18 protein-coding genes and 1 pseudogene are annotated in these 19,679 nt (G+C 70.6%); 13 read left to right on the forward strand and 6 right to left on the reverse strand.

Going from position 1 to position 19,679, the window contains the following annotated elements; all coding sequences use genetic code 11:
- Positions 1 to 80 precede the first annotated feature (80 nt).
- Genes prpB through PSEJ31_RS0111570 form a run of 3 tightly spaced genes read left to right on the forward strand, consistent with a single transcriptional unit; the run spans position 81 to position 2,745 of the window.
- Positions 81 to 965: a methylisocitrate lyase gene (gene prpB, locus PSEJ31_RS0111560; RefSeq protein ID WP_028915536.1), complete on the forward strand. Its 885-nt coding sequence runs from the start codon at positions 81 to 83 to the stop codon at positions 963 to 965.
- A 54-nt stretch (positions 966 to 1,019) separates the two neighbouring features.
- A complete protein-coding gene (prpC, locus tag PSEJ31_RS0111565; protein WP_028915537.1) occupies positions 1,020 to 2,177 on the forward strand; it encodes a 2-methylcitrate synthase in 1,158 nt (385 codons plus the stop codon).
- 40 nt (positions 2,178 to 2,217) lie between these two features.
- Complete coding sequence (locus tag PSEJ31_RS0111570) at positions 2,218 to 2,745, forward strand: hypothetical protein (RefSeq protein ID WP_019399137.1); 528 nt, start codon at positions 2,218 to 2,220, stop codon at positions 2,743 to 2,745.
- A 40-nt stretch (positions 2,746 to 2,785) separates the two neighbouring features.
- Here PSEJ31_RS0111570 and PSEJ31_RS0111575 read toward each other — a convergent pair whose 3' ends face one another.
- The 4 genes from PSEJ31_RS0111575 to PSEJ31_RS0111590 form a co-directional block, all read right to left on the reverse strand.
- A complete protein-coding gene (locus PSEJ31_RS0111575; protein WP_028915538.1) occupies positions 2,786 to 3,397 on the reverse strand; it encodes a glutathione S-transferase N-terminal domain-containing protein in 612 nt (203 codons plus the stop codon).
- Between the two features lie 55 nt (positions 3,398 to 3,452).
- Complete coding sequence (locus PSEJ31_RS0111580; protein WP_028915539.1) at positions 3,453 to 3,908, reverse strand: cell wall hydrolase; 456 nt, start codon at positions 3,906 to 3,908, stop codon at positions 3,453 to 3,455.
- Between the two features lie 430 nt (positions 3,909 to 4,338).
- Positions 4,339 to 6,378: an NADPH-dependent 2,4-dienoyl-CoA reductase gene (locus PSEJ31_RS0111585; RefSeq protein ID WP_028915540.1), complete on the reverse strand. Its 2,040-nt coding sequence runs from the start codon at positions 6,376 to 6,378 to the stop codon at positions 4,339 to 4,341.
- A 73-nt stretch (positions 6,379 to 6,451) separates the two neighbouring features.
- On the reverse strand, positions 6,452 to 7,471 hold the full coding sequence (locus tag PSEJ31_RS0111590) for a zinc-binding alcohol dehydrogenase family protein (protein ID WP_028915541.1): 1,020 nt from the start codon (positions 7,469 to 7,471) through the stop codon (positions 6,452 to 6,454).
- Positions 7,472 to 7,768: 297 nt separating this feature from the next.
- On the opposite strand from PSEJ31_RS0111590, the gene PSEJ31_RS0111595 reads away from it, so the two are divergent.
- The 4 genes and pseudogenes from PSEJ31_RS0111595 to PSEJ31_RS0111610 all read left to right on the forward strand — a co-directional run bounded on the left by PSEJ31_RS0111595 (position 7,769) and on the right by PSEJ31_RS0111610 (position 10,582).
- The gene (locus PSEJ31_RS0111595) at positions 7,769 to 8,875 is read left to right on the forward strand and encodes an OmpA family protein (RefSeq protein ID WP_019398693.1); all 1,107 of its coding nucleotides are present in this window, start codon (positions 7,769 to 7,771) and stop codon (positions 8,873 to 8,875) included.
- A gap of 336 nt (positions 8,876 to 9,211) precedes the next feature.
- Positions 9,212 to 9,421: pseudogene (locus tag PSEJ31_RS17260) on the forward strand (hypothetical protein); the annotation flags it as partial.
- Positions 9,422 to 9,429: 8 nt separating this feature from the next.
- Positions 9,430 to 10,230, forward strand: a complete 801-nt coding sequence (locus PSEJ31_RS0111605) for a pseudouridine synthase (RefSeq protein WP_028915542.1) — start codon at positions 9,430 to 9,432, stop codon at positions 10,228 to 10,230.
- A 70-nt stretch (positions 10,231 to 10,300) separates the two neighbouring features.
- Positions 10,301 to 10,582, forward strand: a complete 282-nt coding sequence (locus tag PSEJ31_RS0111610) for a hypothetical protein (RefSeq protein WP_019398696.1) — start codon at positions 10,301 to 10,303, stop codon at positions 10,580 to 10,582.
- Positions 10,583 to 10,661: 79 nt separating this feature from the next.
- On the opposite strand, the gene kbl is transcribed toward PSEJ31_RS0111610, so the two are convergent.
- The gene (gene kbl, locus PSEJ31_RS0111615) at positions 10,662 to 11,867 is read right to left on the reverse strand and encodes a glycine C-acetyltransferase (protein ID WP_156924945.1); all 1,206 of its coding nucleotides are present in this window, start codon (positions 11,865 to 11,867) and stop codon (positions 10,662 to 10,664) included.
- A gap of 166 nt (positions 11,868 to 12,033) precedes the next feature.
- On the opposite strand from kbl, the gene PSEJ31_RS0111620 reads away from it, so the two are divergent.
- The 6 genes from PSEJ31_RS0111620 to PSEJ31_RS0111645 all read left to right on the forward strand — a co-directional run bounded on the left by PSEJ31_RS0111620 (position 12,034) and on the right by PSEJ31_RS0111645 (position 18,350).
- A complete protein-coding gene (locus tag PSEJ31_RS0111620; protein WP_028915544.1) occupies positions 12,034 to 13,470 on the forward strand; it encodes a porin in 1,437 nt (478 codons plus the stop codon).
- 30 nt (positions 13,471 to 13,500) lie between these two features.
- Entirely contained in the window at positions 13,501 to 14,523 is a 1,023-nt protein-coding gene (locus PSEJ31_RS0111625; protein WP_028915545.1) for a sulfate ABC transporter substrate-binding protein, read from the forward strand.
- An 88-nt stretch (positions 14,524 to 14,611) separates the two neighbouring features.
- Complete coding sequence (gene cysT, locus PSEJ31_RS0111630) at positions 14,612 to 15,490, forward strand: sulfate ABC transporter permease subunit CysT (protein WP_050992167.1); 879 nt, start codon at positions 14,612 to 14,614, stop codon at positions 15,488 to 15,490.
- A 64-nt stretch (positions 15,491 to 15,554) separates the two neighbouring features.
- A complete protein-coding gene (gene cysW, locus PSEJ31_RS0111635) occupies positions 15,555 to 16,469 on the forward strand; it encodes a sulfate ABC transporter permease subunit CysW (protein ID WP_050992168.1) in 915 nt (304 codons plus the stop codon).
- 9 nt (positions 16,470 to 16,478) lie between these two features.
- Positions 16,479 to 17,528 (forward strand): sulfate/molybdate ABC transporter ATP-binding protein, encoded by a 1,050-nt coding sequence (locus PSEJ31_RS0111640; protein WP_019398702.1) that lies wholly within the window; start codon positions 16,479 to 16,481, stop codon positions 17,526 to 17,528.
- A 132-nt stretch (positions 17,529 to 17,660) separates the two neighbouring features.
- Complete coding sequence (locus PSEJ31_RS0111645) at positions 17,661 to 18,350, forward strand: TorF family putative porin (RefSeq protein ID WP_019398703.1); 690 nt, start codon at positions 17,661 to 17,663, stop codon at positions 18,348 to 18,350.
- A 66-nt stretch (positions 18,351 to 18,416) separates the two neighbouring features.
- Here the strand turns inward: PSEJ31_RS0111645 and tdh are convergent, their stop codons facing one another.
- On the reverse strand, positions 18,417 to 19,451 hold the full coding sequence (gene tdh / locus PSEJ31_RS0111650) for an L-threonine 3-dehydrogenase (protein WP_028915546.1): 1,035 nt from the start codon (positions 19,449 to 19,451) through the stop codon (positions 18,417 to 18,419).
- Positions 19,452 to 19,679 lie beyond the last annotated feature (228 nt).

Here is a 19,679-nt window from a genome sequence, read left to right on the forward strand (position 1 = left end):
TTGAAGGATCAAGATTGATCAACCGGTAACAGGGTGACACATTGCCCGCGCCACGTGAACCACGTGCCCAGGAGTCCGCCATGTCCAATGCTTCCGCCGGTGCGCGCTTCCGCGCCGCCCTCGCCGCCGAGTCGCCGCTGCAGGTGATCGGCGCGATCAACGCCAACCACGCCCTGCTGGCCAAGCGCGCCGGCTTCCGCGCCATCTACCTGTCCGGCGGCGGGGTCGCGGCCGGCTCCCTGGGCCTGCCGGACCTGGGCATCAACACCCTCGAGGACGTGCTGATCGATACCCGCCGCATCACCGACGTGTGCGACCTGCCGCTGATGGTCGACATCGACACCGGCTTCGGCCCGTCCGCGTTCAACATCGAGCGCACGATCAAGAGCCTGATCAAGGCCGGCGCCGCCGCCTGCCACATCGAGGACCAGGTCGGCGCCAAGCGCTGCGGCCACCGTCCGGGCAAGGAGATCGTCAGCCAGGGCGAGATGGTCGACCGGATCAAGGCCGCGGCCGACGCCAAGACCGACCCGGACTTCTTCCTGGTCGCGCGCACCGACGCCATCCAGGTCGAGGGCGTGGACGCGGCGATCGAGCGCGCCATCGCCTGCGTCGAGGCCGGCGCCGACGGCATCTTCGCCGAGGCCGCCTACGACCTGGACACCTACCGCCGCTTCGTCGAGGCGGTGAAGGTGCCGGTGCTGGCCAACATCACCGAGTTCGGCAAGACCCCGCTGTTCTCGCGCGAGGAGCTGGCCTCGGCAGGCGTGGCCATCCAGCTGTTCCCGCTGTCGGCCTTCCGCGCCGCCAACAAGGCCGCCGAGAACGTGTACCAGGCCGTGCGCCGCGATGGCCACCAGCGCAACGTGGTCGACGCCATGCAGACCCGCGAGGAACTGTACGACCGCATCGGCTACCACGCCTTCGAGCAGAAGCTCGACGCGCTGTTCGCCGCGAAGAAGTAAGCGCATCCGGCCCGGCCCGGGCGGCCGGCCCCCCCCGAACACAGGAGCACGAAGATGAGCGACACCACCGCCACCGCCACGTTCAAGCCGAAGAAGTCCGTGGCCCTGTCCGGTACCGCCGCCGGCAACACCGCGCTGTGCACCGTCGGCCGCAGCGGCAACGACCTGCACTACCGCGGCTACGACATCCTCGACATCGCCAACGCCTGCGAGTTCGAGGAGATCGCCTACCTGCTGGTGCACGGCAAGCTGCCCAACCGCGCCGAACTGGCCGGCTACAAGGCCAAGCTCAAGGCGCTGCGCGGCGTCCCGGCGGCGGTCAAGTCCGCGCTGGAACAGCTGCCGCCGTCGGCCCATCCGATGGACGTGATGCGCACCGGCGTGTCGGTGCTCGGCTGCATCAGCCCGGAGAAGGACGACCACAACCACCCGGGCGCGCGCGACATCGCCGACAAGCTGATGGCCTCGCTCGGTTCGATGCTGCTGTACTGGTACCACTACAGCCACAACGGCAAGCGCATCGAGGTCGAGACCGACGACGACTCCATCGGCGGCCACTTCCTGCACCTGCTGCACGGGGAGAAGCCGCGCGAGAGCTGGGTGCGCGCCATGCACACCTCGCTGATCCTGTACGCGGAGCACGAGTTCAACGCCTCGACCTTCACCGCGCGCGTGATCGCCGGCACCGGCTCGGACATGTACAGCTGCGTCGCTGGCGCGATCGGCGCGCTGCGCGGGCCGAAGCACGGCGGCGCCAACGAGGTCGCGTTCGAGGTGCAGAAGCGCTACGACACCCCGGACGAGGCCGAGGCCGACATCCGCGCCCGGGTCGAGCGCAAGGAAGTGGTCATCGGCTTCGGCCACCCGGTCTATACCGTGGCCGACCCGCGCAACCAGGTGATCAAGGAAGTGGCGCGGCAGCTGTCGGCCGAGCAGGGCAACATGAAGATGTTCGACATCGCCGCGCGTCTGGAGGCGGTGATGTGGGAGATCAAGAAGATGTTCCCCAACCTCGACTGGTTCAGCGCGGTCAGCTACCACATGATGGGCGTGCCCACGGCCATGTTCACCCCGCTGTTCGTGCTGGCCCGCACCGCCGGCTGGAGCGCCCACGTGATCGAGCAGCGCCAGGACGGCAAGATCATCCGCCCCAGCGCCAACTACACCGGCCCGGAGAACCTCCCGTTCGTCCCTCTGGACCAGCGCCCCTGAAGTGCTATCGTGATCCCCGCGTATTCCTGGGGGGGAACCGATGCGCGAGGGGATTTACCGGAAGACCGAGGCGGGTCGCGACGAGATCCGCGACCGCGCCCGCAAGCTGCCGCCGCAACTGCGGACGGTCCTGCTGATGGTGGACGGCCAGCGCACGCTGGCCGAATTGCGCCAGGTGGCCGCCGGGGTCAAGGCCCCGGAGGACGCCCTGGAGCGGCTGCTGGCCGAGGGCCTGATCGAACCGGTGAGCAACGGCTTCGATGCCGCCGGGCTGGCCCAGGCCGCCCGCGGCGGCGGGCCGGGCGCACCGGTGCCGGCCGTGGCCGAAGAGGAGCCGCCGCCGGCACGCACGGCCGACGAGGCCAACGAATACGTGCGCCTGTACGAGGCCATGAGCGAGGCAGTCCGCGCCCACCTGGGCCTGCGCGGCTATTTCATGCAGCTGAAGATCGAGCGCTGCACCGACGCCGCCGGGCTGCGCGAGGTCCTGCCGGAGCTGCGCCAGGCCCTGGCCAAGGCCCGCGGCGAGGAGTTCGCCACGTTCTGGGAGCGCCAGCTCCAGGGCTGAGGGCCGCCGGGGTACTGGCGGCGCGGCGCCGTGGTCGGGCTCAGGCCAGGCCTTCGTCCCGGAGCGCGCGCTGCACGCCCGGGTCGGCGTCCATGCGCCCGCGGAAGGCGGCCAGCGCGTCCAGCCCGGACAGGTCCACGCCGATACGCGTGGCCCAGCGCAGCGCCATATAGAAGTAGGGGTCGGCAAAGCTGCGGAACCCGGCCAGCCAGTCGCGGCTGGCCAGGACCTTGTCCGCGCCCTCCAGCAGGGTGCGGATCCGGGCGCGGGCATTGCTGCGCAGCGCCTCGTGCTGCATCGGGTCGGCCACGAACGCGGCCGGCGCGAACATCGGCTTGAACGCCGGATGCAGGTCGGAATTGACGAAGGCCAGCCAGCGGGTGGCCTCGGCGCGCTGGCGGGCGCTGCCGTCGCCAGCCAGGCCGGACTCGGGGAAGCGGTCGGCCAGGTAGCCGGCGATGGCCACGTTCTGGGTCAGCACGAAGTCGCCGTCCACCAGCACCGGCACCGAGCCGGCCGGGTTCAGCGCCCGGAACTCCGGCGACTTCAGCCCGTCGGCGTCCAGGATCTGCAGCTCGAAGGGCTGGCCGGTCCAGCACAGGTCGATGTGGATCGCGGTGGAGCAGGCGCCGGGCTTGGTGTACAGCTTCATGCAGGTCGGGATGCGGGCTGGGGACGCCGGGAGAGGCGGCGCCGGGGACGGTGGGTCAGGTGCGCGGCTTGAGCCGCTGCACCCGGTAGAAGGTGTGGTCGCCGATGGTCGCCACCTGGTAGGCGTTGGACCAGCTGGGATTGGCGATGGAATGGGCGGCGAAATGGCTGGCGCCAGGCACGATTTCCTTGCGCTGCCCCGCCGGCAGCGCCCAGTTGCGCTCGGCGTCCAGGGCCACGGCCACCGAGCGGTGCCAGGCGTCCAGGTTGCGCAGGCGCGTGTCCGGCGAGACCAGGGTGGGGGCGAACTGCTTGCGCGCGGTGACCACGGCGCACATCGAGTCGCCCCACAGGCCGCTGTCCTTGCGGCGCAGCGCCACCTCGGCAACCGCGTGCTGGCCCTGCAGGCTCTGGTTGCGGGCTTCCAGGTACACGGTGGTGCTAAGGCACAGCGAGTCGGCGGCCGGCTGCGGCAGGAACTGCGACAGCCAGAGGATCCAGGCCAGCTTCATATGTATCTCCTTGCTCCGTCTTCGCGGTCGCAGGCCCGCCGGCAGGGCCGGGGGCAGGCGACGACGCGGGGCGTCATGGGGAGGCGGCCATCTCTCCACGGGCCGCCCGGGTGCCGGCGGAAGTGGTGCCGGCAGGACCCGCCAGTTGCTGGGGGCGGGTCGAAGTGGCGCGCACGATAGGTGCGATTTCCCTAACCGAAACTGAATATGCCAGGTTGACAACGGTCACACTCGGTGGCCTGTGGAAAGCCTCCCGAGGGCTTGTTCGAGGCCGCGTGAAGGGCCGAGCGGCGGTTTTCCCGGGGCTTGGCGGAGGTGTGTCACCCGCGCCGGGAGGCCGGAGCAGGCGGCTGAACCGCCCCGCGCGAACCTGAACAGGCAGGCCGGCTCCGGACCGGATCGGCGTCCACCGAAGGCGCGAATGCGCGGCTCAGAACCCGGCGGCCAGCCGGCTGCCCTGGGCGATGGCACGCTTGGCATCCAGTTCGGCGGCCACGTCGGCACCGCCAATCAGGTGCACCGGCGCGGCGACCCCTGCCTGTTGCAGCTGCGCGTACAGGTCGCGGCGCGGCTCCTGGCCCGCGCATACGACCACCGTATCCACCGGCAGGACCTGCTCGGCGCCCTCGATCCGCACCCGCAGGCCGCCGGCTTCCATGCCCAGGTACTCGACCCCGCCGTGCATGCGCACCTGCTTGGCCTTGAGCGTGGCGCGGTGGATCCAGCCGGTGGTCTTGCCCAGCCGCGCCCCCGGCCGCCCCGGGCTGCGCTGCAGCAGCCACACCTCGCGCGCCGGCGGCTCGGGCCGGGCCGGCACCAGGCCGCCGCGGCCGGAGCCAGCCAGGTCCACACCCCATTCGGCGTGCCAGCGGCCCGGGTCGAGGGTGGGCGATGGGCCCTTCTGGACCAGGAACTCGGCCACGTCGAAGCCGATGCCGCCGGCGCCGATCACCGCCACCCGCGGCCCGGCCTGGACCCGGCCCTCGAGGATGTCCAGGTAGCCGACCACCCGCGGGTCGTCGGCGCCGGGGAAATCCACCCTGCGCGGCACGATGCCGGTGGCCAGCACGATCTCGTCGTAGCCGGCCAGCTCGTCCGGGCCCGCCAGGGTGCCCAGGCGCAGTTCCACCCCGGTCTCGCCGATGCGGTGGCCGAAGTAGCGCAGGGTCTCGACGAACTCCTCCTTGCCCGGGATCCGCGCGGCCAGGTTGAACTGGCCGCCGATCCGCGGCGCGGCCTCGAACAGGGTCACGCGATGGCCGCGCTGCGCCGCCACCGTGGCGCAGGCCAGGCCGGCCGGGCCTGCGCCGACCACCGCGATCCGGCGCGGGGTGGCCGCCGGCACGTAGCGCAGCTCGGTCTCGTGGCCGGCGCGCGGGTTGACCAGGCAGCTGGCGACCTTGCCCACGAAGATGTGGTCCAGGCAGGCCTGGTTGCAGGCGATGCAGGTATTGATGGCGTGGGTGCGCCCGGCGCGGGCCTTGTTCGGCCATTCCGGGTCGGCCAGCAACGGGCGCGCCAGCGAGACCAGGTCGGCCTGGCCGGAGGCGAGGATGCGCTCGGCCACCTCCGGCATGTTGATGCGGTTGACCGCCACCACCGGCACCGAGACATGCGGGCGCAGGCGCGCTGTGATCCCGGCGAAGGCCGCGCGCGGGACCGAGGTGGCGATGGTCGGCACCCGCGCCTCGTGCCAGCCGATGCCCGAGTTGATGATGGTGGCGCCGGCCGCCTCCACCGCGCGCGCCTGCTCGAGGATCTCGTCCCAGGCGTTGCCGTCCTCGACCAGGTCCAGGAGGGAAAGGCGATAGATAAGTATGAAGTCCGGGCCGCAGGCCTCGCGCACCCGGCGCACGATCTCCACCGCGAAGCGCATGCGCCGCTGCGCGTCGCCGCCCCAGGCGTCCTGGCGGCGGTTGGTGCGCGGGGCGGTGAACTGGTTGATCAGGTAGCCCTCCGAGCCCATCACCTCCACGCCGTCGTAGCCGGCGTCGCGGGCGCGGGCGGCGGCACTGGCGAAGGCGCGGATCTGGCGCTCGATGCCGCGTGCGGAAAGCTCGCGCGGGGTGAACGGGTTGATCGGCGCCTTCACTTTCGAAGGCGCCACCTGCAGCGGGTGGTAGCCGTAGCGGCCAGCGTGCAGCAGCTGCAGGCACAGCCTGGCGCCGTGCTCGTGCACGGCGCGGGTGAGCTGGCGGTGCGGGCGCGTTTCCCAGGGCCAGGACAGCTTGCCGCCGAACGGCTTGAGCCAGCCCTCCACGTTCGGGGCGAAGCCGCCGGTGACGATCAGCCCGGCGCCGCCGGCGGCGCGTTCGGCCAGGTAGGCGGCCAGCTTCGGGAAATCCCGGGCGCGGTCCTCCAGGCCGGTGTGCATCGATCCCATCAGCACCCGGTTGCGCAGGGTGGTGAAGCCGAGGTCGAGCGGGGCGAACAGGTGCGGGTAGGGCGTGGCGCTGGCGGTAGGCGTCATGGCGGATACGCTTGCGTACGGAAGGCCGCCATCGTCGATGAAAGCCCGGCGCCGGGCAAGCTGCGCCGCGGGGTCAGTCCCAGCCGGCCAGGGCCAGCTTGCCGATGGTGCGACCGGACTCCAGCCGGCGGTGGGCCTCGCGCAGGTTGGCGGCGTTGATCGGGCCCAGCACCTCGGCCAGGGTGGTCTTCAGCTCGCCGGCCTCGACCAGGCTGCCGACGCGGTTGAGGATGCGGTGCTGGCAGATCATGTCCGCGGTGCGGAAGCGCGGCCGGGTGAACATCGTTTCCCAATGGATACCGATGGCCTTGGCCTTGTAGTCGCCGCCGATGTGCAGCGGGCCCTTCGGCTCCACGATCAGGCCCAGGTGGCCCTGCGGCGCCAGCAGCCGGCCCAGTTCCTCCCAGTAGCGGTCGGTGTCGGCCAGGTTCACCGCGGCCTCCACTTCGGCGATGCCCAGCGCCTGCAGCTGCGGACCGAGCGGCTGGCGGTGGTCGACCACCTCGTGAGCGCCCATGCGCCGGCACCACTCGGCGCTCTCCGGGCGGGAGGCGGTGGCGACCACGGTGAAGCCGGCGTGCCGGGCCAGCTGGATGGCCATCGAACCGACCCCGCCGGCGCCGCCGACCACCAGCAGCCGGCGCCCGGCGTTGTCGCCGTCGAAGTCGTAGCGCATGCGCTCGAACAGCAGTTCCCAGGCGGTGAGCGTGGTCAGCGGCAGTGCCGCGGCCTCGGCGAAGTCCAGGGTGATCGGGCGATCGCCGGCGATGTGCTCGTCGACCAGCTGGTAGCGGGCATTGCTGCCGGGACGGGTGATGTCGCCGGCGTAGTACACCTCGTCGCCGGGCTGGAACAGGGCCACCGCGCTGCCGACCGCTTCCACCACCCCGGCCGCGTCGAAACCCAGCACCCGCGGCTGCGCTTCGCTGCCCTCGCGCGGGGCGCGCAGCTTGGTATCGATCGGATTGACCGAGACCGCCTCCACCCGCACCAGCAGGTCGTGCGGCCCGGGGGCGGGCGTGGGCAGTTCCACGTCCAGCAGCGCTTCGGGGTCGTCGATCGGCAGGTAGCGGGTCAGTCCGACGGCTTTCATGCGCAGGCTCCACCTTCGTGGTTGCGGGACCGTCCCATCATACGCAGCGCCCGCGGCCGGACCGGCGCAGGCTCCGGGCGCCGGCCTCTGCTGGAACCTGAACGGCGGTTTTCTTCAATTCACTTGTTACGGGACTGTTAACACCGCCTTCACATTAACGCGCCTAACCTGCGCCCCGACGTCGTGATTACGGCCGTCAGGGATATGCCGCTACCAGCGCATGTCTGCGTGAATCCTGAGGCAAGTGTTTCCACTTACTCCCCCGGATCATCCCCCCGAATCATCAAGGAGCTTGAGATGAACAAGAAACTTCTGACCGCTGCGCTGCTGGGCGGCCTGGCTGTGGCCCAGTCGGCTTCCGCGCAGGAGTTTGACGACCGCTGGTACCTGACCGGCTCGGTTGGCTTCAATTTCCAGGACAGCGGCCGCGGCACCGAGGATGCTCCCTTCGGCACGATCGGCCTGGGCAAGTTCATCAGCCCGGTGTGGTCGGTTGACGGCGAACTGAACTACCAGAACCCGTCGTTCGACGACAACAACGACCTGAACTGGAGCCAGTACGGCGCCTCGCTGGACTTCCGTCGCCACTTCATCCAGGAAGGCCGCGGTTTCAACCCGTACCTGCTGTTCGGCATCGGCTACCAGTACTCCGAGGAGGAGTACACCGTCCCGTCGCCGAACTCCCCGGCCCAGCGCGCCGAAGGTAACGTCGCCGCCAAGGTCGGCGCCGGCCTGCAGAGCACCTTCGACAACCGCGTCGCCGTGCGCGCCGAAATCGCCTACCGCGCCGATTTCGACGACCAGGCCGTCAACCCGGCCCGTGCTGGCCGCGACGACGACTGGTACGGCGACCTGCTGGCCTCGGTCGGCGTCGTGATCCCGCTGGGCCCGGCCGCCGCTCCGCCGCCGCCGCCGGCTCCGGCCCCGGTCGCGCCGAGCTGCGCCGACCTGGACGACGACGGCGACGGCGTCAACAACTGCGACGACAAGTGCCCGAACTCGCAGGCTGGCCAGGCCATCGGCCCGGACGGCTGCCCGGTCCCGGTCTCGATCGACCTGAAGGGCGTGAACTTCGACTTCGACAAGGCGACCCTGCGTCCTGACGCGGTGGCCATCCTGTCGGAGGCCGTCGAGATCCTGAAGCGTTACCCCGACCTGCGCGTCGAGGTGGCGGGCCACACCGACTCGAAGGGCACCGACGCGTACAACCAGAAGCTGTCCGAGCGTCGCGCCCAGGCCGTGTACGACTACCTGACCAGCAACGGCATCGACGCCTCGCGCCTGGTTGGCCCGGTCGGCTACGGCGAGAGCCGCCCGATTGCCCCGAACACCAACGCGGATGGTTCGGACAATCCGGAAGGCCGTGCGAAGAACCGTCGCACCGAGCTGAACGTCCAGAACTAAGCTTCCGGACGGACGCAGTCCAGGAGGGCCCGGCGCAAGCCGGGCCCTTTCTTTTTGCATGGCTGCCGGGCCCGCGGGCGCGGGATCACGACGCCGGTCGCGGCATTTCTGCAGAGGCGTTAGCGATTTGCCAAGGTTCCGTAAGATTCTTCTTGAATCGGCCTGCACGCCGTGCCTACACTCGCCCCGTCTTCCAGGGGGAGTTCCACCATGCGTAAGTTGATTGCGGCAGGGCTGTTCGGCCTCACCCTCGTGTCCGCGGCGGCCATGGCTGCCGACGGTTGCGCCAACGCCCAGCAGTCCGGGGAGAAGGGCTGCGAGGCGGCCGCCAACGCCAGTGATCCGGCTGCGTACAAGCCGCAGACCGAATACGACAACACGCCCTGGCGCTTCGACATGAGCCAGAACGGCAAGCGCATGACCGCCGACGAGTTCGACGCGTGGATGAAGGCGCGCGGGGTGCGCGTGGCCAAGGGCGCCCCGGCTCCGGCCGCGACCGCCTCGGCGCCGGCCACCGAATCGGCGGCGGCACCGACCAAGGATTGAGGCACGGGATGGGCGCGCCTCCACGGTCGCGCCGCCCGAACCCCGCCGCGCCCGGGGCTCCCCGGGCCGGCGTCCGCCATGGTCTGGCCCGGGTCCTGTCCAAGGCCGGGCTGTGCTCGCGCACCGAGGCCGCGCGCTGGATCCAGGCCGGCCGCGTGCAGGTCGACGGCCGCGTCGTGCGCGATCCCGAATACCCCATGCGCGACGGCCTGCGCGGGGTGCTGATCGATGGCCGCGCCCCTGCCGGCCCGGAACGCATCTACCTTGCCCTCAACAAGCCGCGCGGCCTGGTGACCACCGCCCGCGACGAGCAGGGCCGCGACACCGTCTACCGCTGCCTCGACGGCAGCGGGCTGCCGTGGCTGGCCCCGGTCGGCCGCCTCGACCGCGCCAGCGAAGGCCTGCTGCTGTTCAGCAACGATCCCGCCTGGGCCGCGCGCGTGCTGGATCCGGACAGCGGCCCGGACAAGACCTACCACGTCCAGGTCGACGCCATTCCCGACCAGGCCCTGCTGCAGGCGCTGTGTGCCGGGGTCGAGGCCGACGGCGAGCACCTGCGCGCGGCCTCGGCGCGGCTGCTGCGCGCCGGCACCCGCAACGCCTGGCTGGAAATCGTGCTGGACGAGGGCCGCAACCGGCAGATCCGGCGGCTGCTGGCTGCGTTCGACCTGGCCGTGCTGCGCCTGGTGCGGGTGGCGATCGGGCCGCTGCAGCTGGGCACGCTGGACAAGGGACAGTGGCGCTTGCTGGAGCCGGCCGAGCGTGATGCACTGGCGCCGGCCACCGCCGCAGGGACGACGGCGGGGTAAGCGGTCACCGCCATCACCGGATGCGGGACCGCGGCATGCCATCCTCCCCCGGTCCCCTCCAGGAGTTGCCATGAAGGTCCTGCGAGTTTGCCTGGTGCTGTCCCTTCCCGTGCTTTGCGCCTGCGCCGGCCGCCAGGCGCGCGATGCCGCAGCCGCGTTGCCGGAGCCGCCGCCGAAGCCGGACGAGGTCATCATCGTCCGCAGCGACGACCCGCTCGATTACCGCTTCCACATGGAGCAGGAAGGGCGGCGGATGAATGCCGACGAGTTCGATGCGTGGATGAAGTCGCGCGGCGTGCGCATCGCCACCGGCAAGCCGGGGCAGGCGCCGGTGCCGGCCGGCGGCAACTGAGGCGCGCCCGGCGCGGTTTCCTGCGCCGGGCCCATCCGTGCTGCGGCGCCGGCCGGGCCGATGCCGGTGGCGGCGTGGCTCAGGCCTTGGCCACGCCCAGCTCGCGGCCGATGCGGGTGAAGGCGTCGATCGCGCGGTCCAGGTGCTCGCGGGTGTGGGCCGCGCTCATCTGCGTGCGGATCCGCGCCTGGCCCTGCGGCACCACCGGGTAGAAGAAGCCGATGGCGTAGATGCCTTCCTCCAGCAGGCGCTGCGCGAAGCGCTGAGCCAGCGGCGCGTCGTACAGCATCACCGGGCAGATCGGGTGCACGCCGGGCTTGAGGTCGAAGCCGGCAGCGGTCATGCGCTGGCGGAAGTAGGCGGTGTTCTCCTGCAGGCGGGTGCGCAGCTCGCCGGCCGACGAAAGCATGTCGAAGGCCTTGGTGCCGGCGGCGACCACGTGCGGCGGCAGCGAGTTGGAGAACAGGTAGGGGCGCGAGCGCTGGCGCAGCAGTTCGATGATCTCGCGGCGCGCGGTGGTGAAGCCGCCCAGTGCGCCGCCCATGGCCTTGCCCAGGGTGCCGGTGAAGATGTCGATCTTCCCGAGCACGCCCTTGACCTCGGCCGAGCCGCGGCCGGTGGCGCCGAGGAAGCCGGTGGCATGGCACTCGTCGATATGGACCAGGGCGTCGTACTTCCTGGCCAGCGCGGTGATTTCGTCCAGCGGGGCGATGAAGCCGTCCATCGAGAACACGCCGTCGGTGGTGATCATGATGGTGCGCGCGCCGTCGGCCCGGGCCTGCTGCAGCTGCTTCTCCAGGTCGGCCATGTCGCAGTTGGCGTAGCGGTAGCGCCTGGCCTTGCACAGGCGCACGCCGTCGATGATCGAGGCATGGTTGAGCGCGTCGGAGATGATCGCGTCGTTCTCGTCCAGCAGCGGGTCGAACAGGCCGCCGTTGGCATCGAAGCAGGCGGCGTAGAGGATCGTGTCCTCGGTGCCGAAGAATTGCGCGATCTTCGCCTCCAGCTGCTTGTGCAGGTCCTGGGTGCCGCAGATGAAGCGCACCGAGGCCATGCCGAAGCCGTGGCTGTCCAGGGCCCCGCGTGCGGCGGCGATGATGTCCGGATGGTCGGCCAGGCCCAGGTAGTTGTTGGCGCAGAAGTTCAGCACCTTGCGTCCGTCGGCCAGCTCGATCTCGGCCGATTGCGGGCTGGTGATCACGCGCTCGGACTTGAACAGGCCCTTGGCGCGCAGGTCTTCCAGCTGGGCGGCGTAGCGGGCGATGGCGGCTTCGGACATGGGCAAGGCCTTCAGTTGCAAGGAAAACCGTCATTCTACCGGGGCTGCCGGCGGCGGCGCCCGCTTCATGCGCATCCGCTATAAGGGGCGGCCCCTAAGTCATTTCCGGTCTTCAAACTGAATAGGGAGTATTTGCGCACGGCCGATGTCCGGCTCCCACGACGGAACTCCCATGCCCAAGCACATCCCCCACCGCCGCTCGCGTCTGCTGGTCCGTTCCTGGCTTGCCGGGGCCATCGCCCTGGCGCTGGCCGCGCCGGCCTTCGCACAGTCGCAGCCCACGGTCGAGGAGCTGGCCCGCCGCCTGCAGGCGCTGGAAGCCCGCTATGGCGGCACCAGCGTCGATGGCCAGGACAGCCTCGACCTGCAGGCGCTGGACCAGCGCCTGCGCGCCCTGGAGCGCAACCTCGAGTTGCAGGAAGAGGCGCGCGCGGCGAAGGAGAAGGCCGCGCCGGCGGTGGCGGTCAACGACCGCGGCGCCTCGTTCCGCTCCGGCGACGGTGCCTACGAGGTGAAGATCCGCGGCCTGCTGCAGGGCGACGGCCGCTTCTTCAACAGCGGCGCGCCCGGCGCCAACGACAGCTTCCTGCTGCGCACCGCGCGCCCGACCATCGAGGGCACCCTGGGCAAGTGGGTGGGTTTCCGCTTTACCCCGGAGTTCGCCGGCGACAGCGCCAGCATCGTCGACGCCTACGCCGACCTGCAGTTCTCGCCGGCGGCGACGCTGCGGGTGGGCAAGTTTACCTCGCCGGTGGGCCTGGAGCGGCTGCAGTCCTCGGCCTCGCTGCCGGAAATCGAGCGCGCCCTGGCCAGCGAGCTGCTGCCCAACCGCGACCTGGGCGTGCAGCTGCAGGGCGAGCTGGCCGGCGGCAAGGTGTCCTACGCCATCGGCGTGTTCAACGGCGCGGTCGACGGCCGCGACGCCACCACCACCAACCCGGACGACGAGTTCGAGTACGCCGGCCGCCTGTTCTTCGAGCCGCTCAAGGGCAGCGACAGCTTCTGGGCCGGCCTGGGTTTCGGCATCGGCGCCAGCATCGGCGACGTGGAAGGGGCCGGCAACAACTTCCTGCCGCGCTACCGCACCCCGGGCCAGCAGCAGTTCTTCGCCTACCGCGGCACCGTGGCAGCCGCCGGCCAGCGCAAGCGCTGGTCGCCGCAGGGCTATTTCTACCGCGGGCCGTTCGGGCTGCTGGCCGAATACGCGTCCTCCAGCCAGGAGCTGGGCGCCGGCGGCACCACCGCGGACCTGGAAACCACCGCATGGCAGGCCACCGCCAGCTGGGTGCTCACCGGCGAGGACGCCAGCTACCGCGGGGTCAAGCCCGCGCGCGCCTTCGCCCCGGGCAAGGGCGGCTGGGGCGCCTGGGAACTGGTGGCCCGCTACGGCCGCCTGGAGGTGGACGAGGCGGCGTTCCCGGTGTTCGCCGACCCGGCCGTGTCGGCGCGCGAGGCCAGCGCCTGGGTCGCCGGCGTGAACTGGTACCTCAACAACAACCTCAAACTGGTGTTGAACTACCTGCAGACCGGCTTCGAGGGCGGGGCCGCCGGCGGCGCCGACCGCGAGGACGAGAAGGCGGTGTTCACCCGCCTGCAGGTCGCATTCTGACAAAGCCCCATCCAACCGGAGGTTCGTCCCATGAATACCATCCGCCGTTCCCTCCTGGTGCTGGCCGCGAGCTTCGGCCTGACCCTCGCGGTGGGGGCCCTTGCCAAGGACGCAAGGCTGCTCAACGTGTCCTACGACCCCACCCGCGAGCTTTACCGCGAGTTCAACGCCGCCTTTGCCCGCCACTGGCAGGAGACCCGCGGGCAGAAGGTCGAGATCGAGAATTCGCATGGCGGCTCGGGCAAGCAGGCGCGCGCGGTGATCGACGGACTGGAGGCCGACGTGGTCACCCTGGCCCTGGCCTACGACATCGATTCCATCGCCGAGCGCAAGCTGATCGCGCCGGACTGGCAGAAGCGCCTGCCGCAGAACAGCTCGCCGTACACCTCGACCATCGTGTTCCTGGTGCGCAAGGGCAACCCGAAGAACATCAAGGACTGGCCGGACCTGCTGCGCTCCAACGTCTCGGTGGTCACGCCCAACCCGAAGACCTCCGGCGGCGCGCGCTGGAACTACCTGGCGGCCTGGGCCTTCGCCGAGAAGATCTTCAAGGGTGACGAGGCCAAGGTCCGCAACTTCATGACCGCGCTGTTCCGCAACGTGCCGGTGCTGGACACCGGCGCCCGCGGCTCCACCACCACCTTCGTCCGGCGTGGCATCGGCGACGTGCTGCTGGCCTGGGAGAACGAGGCCTTCCTGTCGATCGAGGAGCTGGGCCCGGACAAGTTCGACATCGTGGTGCCCTCGCTGTCGATCCTGGCCGAGCCGCCGGTGGCGATCGTCGACCGCAACGTCGACAAGAAAGGCACCCGCGAGCTGGCCCAGGCCTACCTGGAGTTCCTGTACTCGCCGGAGGGCCAGCGCATCGCCGCCAAGAACTACTACCGCCCGCGCCATCCCGAGCACGCCGCGCCGGAGGACGTGGCCCGCTTCCCCAAGGTACAGCTGGTGACCATCGACGGCGCCTTCGGTTCCTGGGCGCAGGCGCAGAAGCGGCACTTCAGCGACGGCGGCGAGTTCGACCAGATCCTCGCCGCGGCCAAGGCCCGCTGAGCCGTGGGCCCGGGGCGCAGGCCCCGGGCCTTCCCGCCGCCCCGGCAGCGGGGTCGCAGACCCGAACCCGACGAAGCGAAGCCAAGCGATGTCCAGCGTCCCCAATCCCCTGACGCCGCCGGTGGGCGGCGCGCGCGCGTCCGGCCGGCAGCGCCGGGTGCTGCCCGGCTTCGGGCTGAGCCTGGGCTACACCCTCGCCTGGCTGGGCCTGATCGTGCTGATTCCGCTGGCCGGGGTGTTCGTGTACGCCTCCGGCCTGGGCTGGGACGGGCTGTGGCGGATCTGGACCGAGCCGCGGGTGCTGGCGGCGCTGAAGATCAGCTTCGGCACCGCGCTGGCGGCGGCCGCCTTCAACGCGGTGATGGGCACCCTGGTGGCCTGGGTGCTGGTGCGCTACCGCTTCCCCGGCCGGCGCCTGTTCGACGCCATGATCGACCTGCCGTTCGCCCTGCCCACCGCGGTGGCCGGCATTGCCCTGACCGCGCTGTACGGCGGCAACGGCTGGATCGGCCGCTGGCTGGAGGCGGCCGGGTTCAAGGTGGCCTACACCCCGGTGGGCATCACCGTGGCCCTGGTGTTCATCGGCCTGCCATTCGTCGTGCGGGTGGTGCAGCCGGTGCTGGCCGAGACCGAGGGTGAACTGGAGGAGGCCGCGGCCACCCTCGGCGCGGGGCGCTGGAACACGGTGTGGAAGGTGGTGCTGCCGACGGTGTGGCCGGCGGTGCTGGCCGGCTTCGCCCTGGCCTTCGCGCGCGGGGTGGGGGAGTACGGTTCGGTGATCTTCATCGCCGGCAACATCCCGATGGTTTCGGAGATCGCGCCGCTGCTGATCACCATCAAGCTGGAGGAATTCGACTACGCCGGCGCGACCGCGATCGCGGTGGCCATGCTGCTGCTGTCCTTCGCCCTGCTGCTGGTGATCAACACGCTGCAGGCGCGCCTGGCCCGGCGCCGGGGAGGGGCTTGAGATGGCGCCACAGACGGGTGGTAACGTGCAGGGCGTCATCGCCCTGGATCCGCCGCAACTGACCATGGCCCCGAGCGCGCCCACCGTCGGTGCCCGCCCGGCCTCGCCGACCAGCGAGCCGCGCTGGGTGCAGTGGCTGCTGATCGCCGCCGCGATCGGCTTCCTGCTGGCGTTCCTGCTGCTGCCGCTGCTGCTGGTGTTCGCCGAGGCGCTACGCGGCGGGATCGGCGCGTTCCTGGCCGCGATCCGCGAGCCGGACGCGCTGGCGGCGATAAGGCTGACCCTGCTGGTCACCGCCATCACCGTGCCGCTGAACCTGGTGTTCGGCGTGGCCGCGGCCTGGCTGGTGGCCAAGCACGAGTTCCGCGGCAAGCGCATCCTGGTGAGCCTGATCGACCTGCCGTTCGCGGTCTCGCCGGTGGTGGCCGGCCTGGTGTTCATCCTGATCTTCGGCGCCCATGGCTGGGCCTGGCCGCTGATCGACGAGGGCGTGCAGCTGTCGCTGCCGCTGCTGGGCCAGGTGCACCTGCAGCTGCCGAAGATCGTGTTCGCGCTGCCGGGCATCGTGCTGGCCACGGTGTTCGTGACCTTTCCGTTCATCGCCCGCGAGCTGATGCCGCTGATGGAGCAGCAGGGCAGCGACGAGGAGCTGGCCGCGCTGAGCCTGGGCGCCAGCGGCTGGCAGGCGTTCTGGCGGGTGACCCTGCCCAACATCCGCTGGGGCCTGCTGTACGGCGTGCTGCTGTGCGGCGCCCGCGCCATGGGCGAGTTCGGCGCGGTCTCGGTGGTGTCCGGCCACATCCGCGGGCGCACCAACACCCTGCCGCTGCACGTGGAGATCCTCTACAACGAATACGCCTACAGCGCCGCCTTCGCGGTGGCCACGCTGCTGGCGCTCAGCGCACTGGTGACCCTGGTGCTCAAGACCTGGCTGGAGTGGCGCCACGGCGAATCGCTGGCCGCCACGCACCGGCACTGAGGACGCACGATGAAGATCGAGATCCAGAACCTGCACAAGTGCTTCGGCGCGTTCGCCGCGCTGGACGACATCAACCTGGAGATCCGCGACGGCGAGCTGCTGGCGTTGCTGGGCCCGTCCGGCTCGGGCAAGACCACCCTGCTGCGGGTGATCGCCGGGCTGGAGCATGCCGACGGCGGGCGCATCCTGTTCGGCGGCGAGGACGCTTCGCGGCTGACGGTGCAGGAGCGGCGGGTCGGCTTCGTGTTCCAGCACTATGCGCTGTTCCGGCACATGACCGTGGCCGAGAACATCGCCTTCGGGCTGAAGGTGCGCCGCGGCCGCGAGCGCTGGCCGGCGGCCCGGATCGCCGCGCGGGTGGAGCAGCTGCTGTCGCTGGTGCAGCTGCAGGACCTGGGCGGGCGCTACCCGGCGCAGCTGTCCGGCGGCCAGCGCCAGCGCGTGGCCCTGGCGCGTGCGCTGGCGATCGAACCGCGGGTGCTGCTGCTGGACGAGCCGTTCGGCGCGCTCGACGCCCAGGTGCGGCGCGACCTGCGCGGCTGGCTGCGGCAGCTGCACGTGCAGACCGGCCTGACCACGGTGTTCGTGACCCATGACCAGGAGGAGGCGCTGGAGCTGGCCGACCGGGTGGCGATCCTCAACCGCGGCCGGATCGAGCAGCTGGCCACCCCGGCCGAGGCCTACGACCGCCCGGCCAGCCCGTTCGTGTATTCCTTCGTCGGCGCGGTGAACCGCCTGCGCGGGCGACGCCAGGGCGACCGCATCGAGGTTGGCGGCCTGGTGCTGCCGCCGCCGTGCGGGCCGTTGCCGGGCGGGGACTCGGCGGAACTGGACGTGTACGTGCGCCCGGAGGACCTGCGCCTGGGCGAGGGCGGCTGGGAGGCGGTGGTGGTCGATGCCCAGCGTAGCGGCCCGCGCCTGCGGGTGCGGGCACGCCTGCAGGGCGGGCAGGGTCAGGAAGTGGAGGTGGAGCTGCCGGTGGACGCGCAGCAGGCGCATCCGCCGGGGAGCCGGGTCGGGCTGGTGCCGGTGCGCTACGGGGCGTTCGCCGGGGCCTGAGCAGCGGGCGGGGCACCGGGAGCTGGTTGACGCTGCAATTGTTGCGTCGCAATATCCGCTGGGTTAAGTATTTGTGAACCGTGACGGCTCCCGTCCGCCCGCGTGCTCCACCCCACCAGAGGAGATCCAAGGATGAAGTCCTTCAAGCTCGCTGCTTCGCTCGCCGTCCTGCTGTCCGCCGTCCCGTTCGTCGCGTCCGCGCAGGAGGAGTCGCCGTTCTCCTGGGAAGTGACCGCCGTTTCCGATTACGTCTGGCGTGGCGTCTCGCAGTCCGACGAGGATCCCACCCTGCAGGCCGGCTTCACCTACACCTCGGCTTCCGGTTTCTACGCCGGCGTCTGGGGTTCGGGCGTGGACTTCGGCCCGGGCGACCCGAACACCGAGGTCGACGGCTTCATCGGCTACAACGTCGACCTGAGCGACGCGGTCAACTTCGACGTGATGATCAACCGCTACACCTACCCGGGTGCCAGCGACCTCAACTTCAACGAGCTGATCACCACCACCACCTTCGCCGAGAACTACTCGCTGACCGTCGCCTACAGCAACGACTTCGGCGGCAGCGACACCAAGGCCTGGTACGTGGCCGGCGGCGCCAGCATCGGCCTGCCGAACGACTTCAGCCTCGACCTGGGCGTCGGCCGCAGCATGTTCGACGACGACTACAGCGACGACTACACCGACTGGAGCGTCGGCCTGAGCCGCAGCTGGGGCCTGTTCAGCGCCTCGCTGGCCTACGTCGGCACCGACGGCAGCGGCCGCGACATCTTCGGCGACCTGGCCGACGACCGCGTGGTGCTGACCCTCAGCATCGGCCAGTAACGGCCCCCGCGGCAAAGGAAAAGGCGCCATGCGGCGCCTTTTTCCGTTCCAGGGCCGGCCGCGTGCTCAGGTCCAGCTGAGCACGACCTTGCCGGCGCGGCCCTGCTCCATCAGGTCGAAGCCCTGCTGGAACTCGTCGATCGGCAGCTGGTGGGTCAGCACCTTGCCCAGCGGGAAGCCGGACAGCACCAGCTGGGTCATCTTGTACCAGGTCTCGTACATCTTGCGGCCGTAGATGCCCTGCACGGTCAGGCCCTTGAAGATGATCCGTTCCCAGTCGCAGCCGGCGCCCTTGGGCATGATCCCGAGCATGGCGATCCTGCCGCCCGGGTACATGCATTCGAGCATGTCGTTGAACGCGCGCGGGTTGCCGCTCATCTCCAGGCCCACGTCGAAGCCTTCCATGTGCAGGTCCGACATCACGTCGCGCAGCGACTGGTTGGCGACGTTGACCACGCGGGTGGCGCCCATGTCGGCGGCCAGCTTCAGGCGGTAGTCGTTGACATCGGTGACCACCACGTTGCGCGCGCCGATGTGCTTGCAGATGCCGGCGGCGATGATGCCGATCGGGCCGGCGCCGGTGATCAGCACGTCCTCGCCGACCACGTCGAACTCCAGCGCGCAGTGCGCGGCGTTGCCGTAGGGGTCGAAGAACGCCGCCAGCTCCGACGGCACCGGATCCGGCACCGGCCACAGGTTGGACGCCGGCATCACGATGTACTCGGCGAAGGCGCCGTCGCGGTTCACGCCGATGCCCACGGTGTGCGGGCACAGGTGCGGGCGGCCGCCGCGGCAGTTGCGGCAGTGGCCGCAGACGATGTGGCCCTCGGCCGACACCCGCTGGCCGACCTTGTAGCCGGACACGCCCGGGCCCAGCTCGGCGATGCGGCCGACGAACTCGTGGCCGATCACCAGGCCAGGCCGGATCGTGCGCTGGCTCCACTCGTCCCACAGGTAGATGTGCAGGTCGGTACCGCAGATGGCGGTCTTCTCGACCTTGATCAGCACCTCGTTGGGGCCGGGCTGCGGCACCGGGACCTGCTCCATCCAGATGCCCCTGGCGGCTTCGCGCTTGACCAGCGCCTTCATGGTTCGGGACATCGGCGGGACCTCGGTGGCAGGGAGGGGAAGGCGCGCATTATAGGTTGCCAAAGAAACCATGGCGTCGGCGGCGCCCGTGCCGGGGGTGGCCATCCCCGGGTTGTCCGGGGAACCTGCCAAAAGTCATGGGCTCTCCCGGGGCGGGCGGGGGCTAGAATCCCGGTTCCTTTCGGTTGGAACCAAATGCCCATGCGCCTGCGCACCCTTTCCCTGTCCGTATTTGCCGCC

It is taken from the genome of Pseudoxanthomonas sp. J31 (assembly GCF_000510725.1).
GTDB lineage: Bacteria > Pseudomonadota > Gammaproteobacteria > Xanthomonadales > Xanthomonadaceae > Pseudoxanthomonas.

Excerpts from the sequence above, each read along its gene's own strand:
- prpB (WP_028915536.1), top strand. The coding sequence starts at position 81 with ATGTCCAATGCTTCCGCCGGTGCGCGCTTCCGCGCCGCCCTCGCCGCC.
- prpC (WP_028915537.1), top strand. The coding sequence starts at position 1,020 with ATGAGCGACACCACCGCCACCGCCACGTTCAAGCCGAAGAAGTCCGTG.
- PSEJ31_RS0111570 (WP_019399137.1), top strand. The coding sequence starts at position 2,218 with ATGCGCGAGGGGATTTACCGGAAGACCGAGGCGGGTCGCGACGAGATC.
- PSEJ31_RS0111575 (WP_028915538.1), bottom strand. The coding sequence starts at position 3,397 with ATGAAGCTGTACACCAAGCCCGGCGCCTGCTCCACCGCGATCCACATC.
- PSEJ31_RS0111580 (WP_028915539.1), bottom strand. The coding sequence starts at position 3,908 with ATGAAGCTGGCCTGGATCCTCTGGCTGTCGCAGTTCCTGCCGCAGCCG.
- PSEJ31_RS0111585 (WP_028915540.1), bottom strand. The coding sequence starts at position 6,378 with ATGACGCCTACCGCCAGCGCCACGCCCTACCCGCACCTGTTCGCCCCG.
- PSEJ31_RS0111590 (WP_028915541.1), bottom strand. The coding sequence starts at position 7,471 with ATGAAAGCCGTCGGACTGACCCGCTACCTGCCGATCGACGACCCCGAA.
- PSEJ31_RS0111595 (WP_019398693.1), top strand. The coding sequence starts at position 7,769 with ATGAACAAGAAACTTCTGACCGCTGCGCTGCTGGGCGGCCTGGCTGTG.
- PSEJ31_RS0111605 (WP_028915542.1), top strand. The coding sequence starts at position 9,430 with ATGGGCGCGCCTCCACGGTCGCGCCGCCCGAACCCCGCCGCGCCCGGG.
- PSEJ31_RS0111610 (WP_019398696.1), top strand. The coding sequence starts at position 10,301 with ATGAAGGTCCTGCGAGTTTGCCTGGTGCTGTCCCTTCCCGTGCTTTGC.
- PSEJ31_RS0111620 (WP_028915544.1), top strand. The coding sequence starts at position 12,034 with ATGCCCAAGCACATCCCCCACCGCCGCTCGCGTCTGCTGGTCCGTTCC.
- PSEJ31_RS0111625 (WP_028915545.1), top strand. The coding sequence starts at position 13,501 with ATGAATACCATCCGCCGTTCCCTCCTGGTGCTGGCCGCGAGCTTCGGC.
- cysT (WP_050992167.1), top strand. The coding sequence starts at position 14,612 with ATGTCCAGCGTCCCCAATCCCCTGACGCCGCCGGTGGGCGGCGCGCGC.
- cysW (WP_050992168.1), top strand. The coding sequence starts at position 15,555 with ATGGCCCCGAGCGCGCCCACCGTCGGTGCCCGCCCGGCCTCGCCGACC.
- PSEJ31_RS0111640 (WP_019398702.1), top strand. The coding sequence starts at position 16,479 with ATGAAGATCGAGATCCAGAACCTGCACAAGTGCTTCGGCGCGTTCGCC.
- PSEJ31_RS0111645 (WP_019398703.1), top strand. The coding sequence starts at position 17,661 with ATGAAGTCCTTCAAGCTCGCTGCTTCGCTCGCCGTCCTGCTGTCCGCC.
- tdh (WP_028915546.1), bottom strand. The coding sequence starts at position 19,451 with ATGTCCCGAACCATGAAGGCGCTGGTCAAGCGCGAAGCCGCCAGGGGC.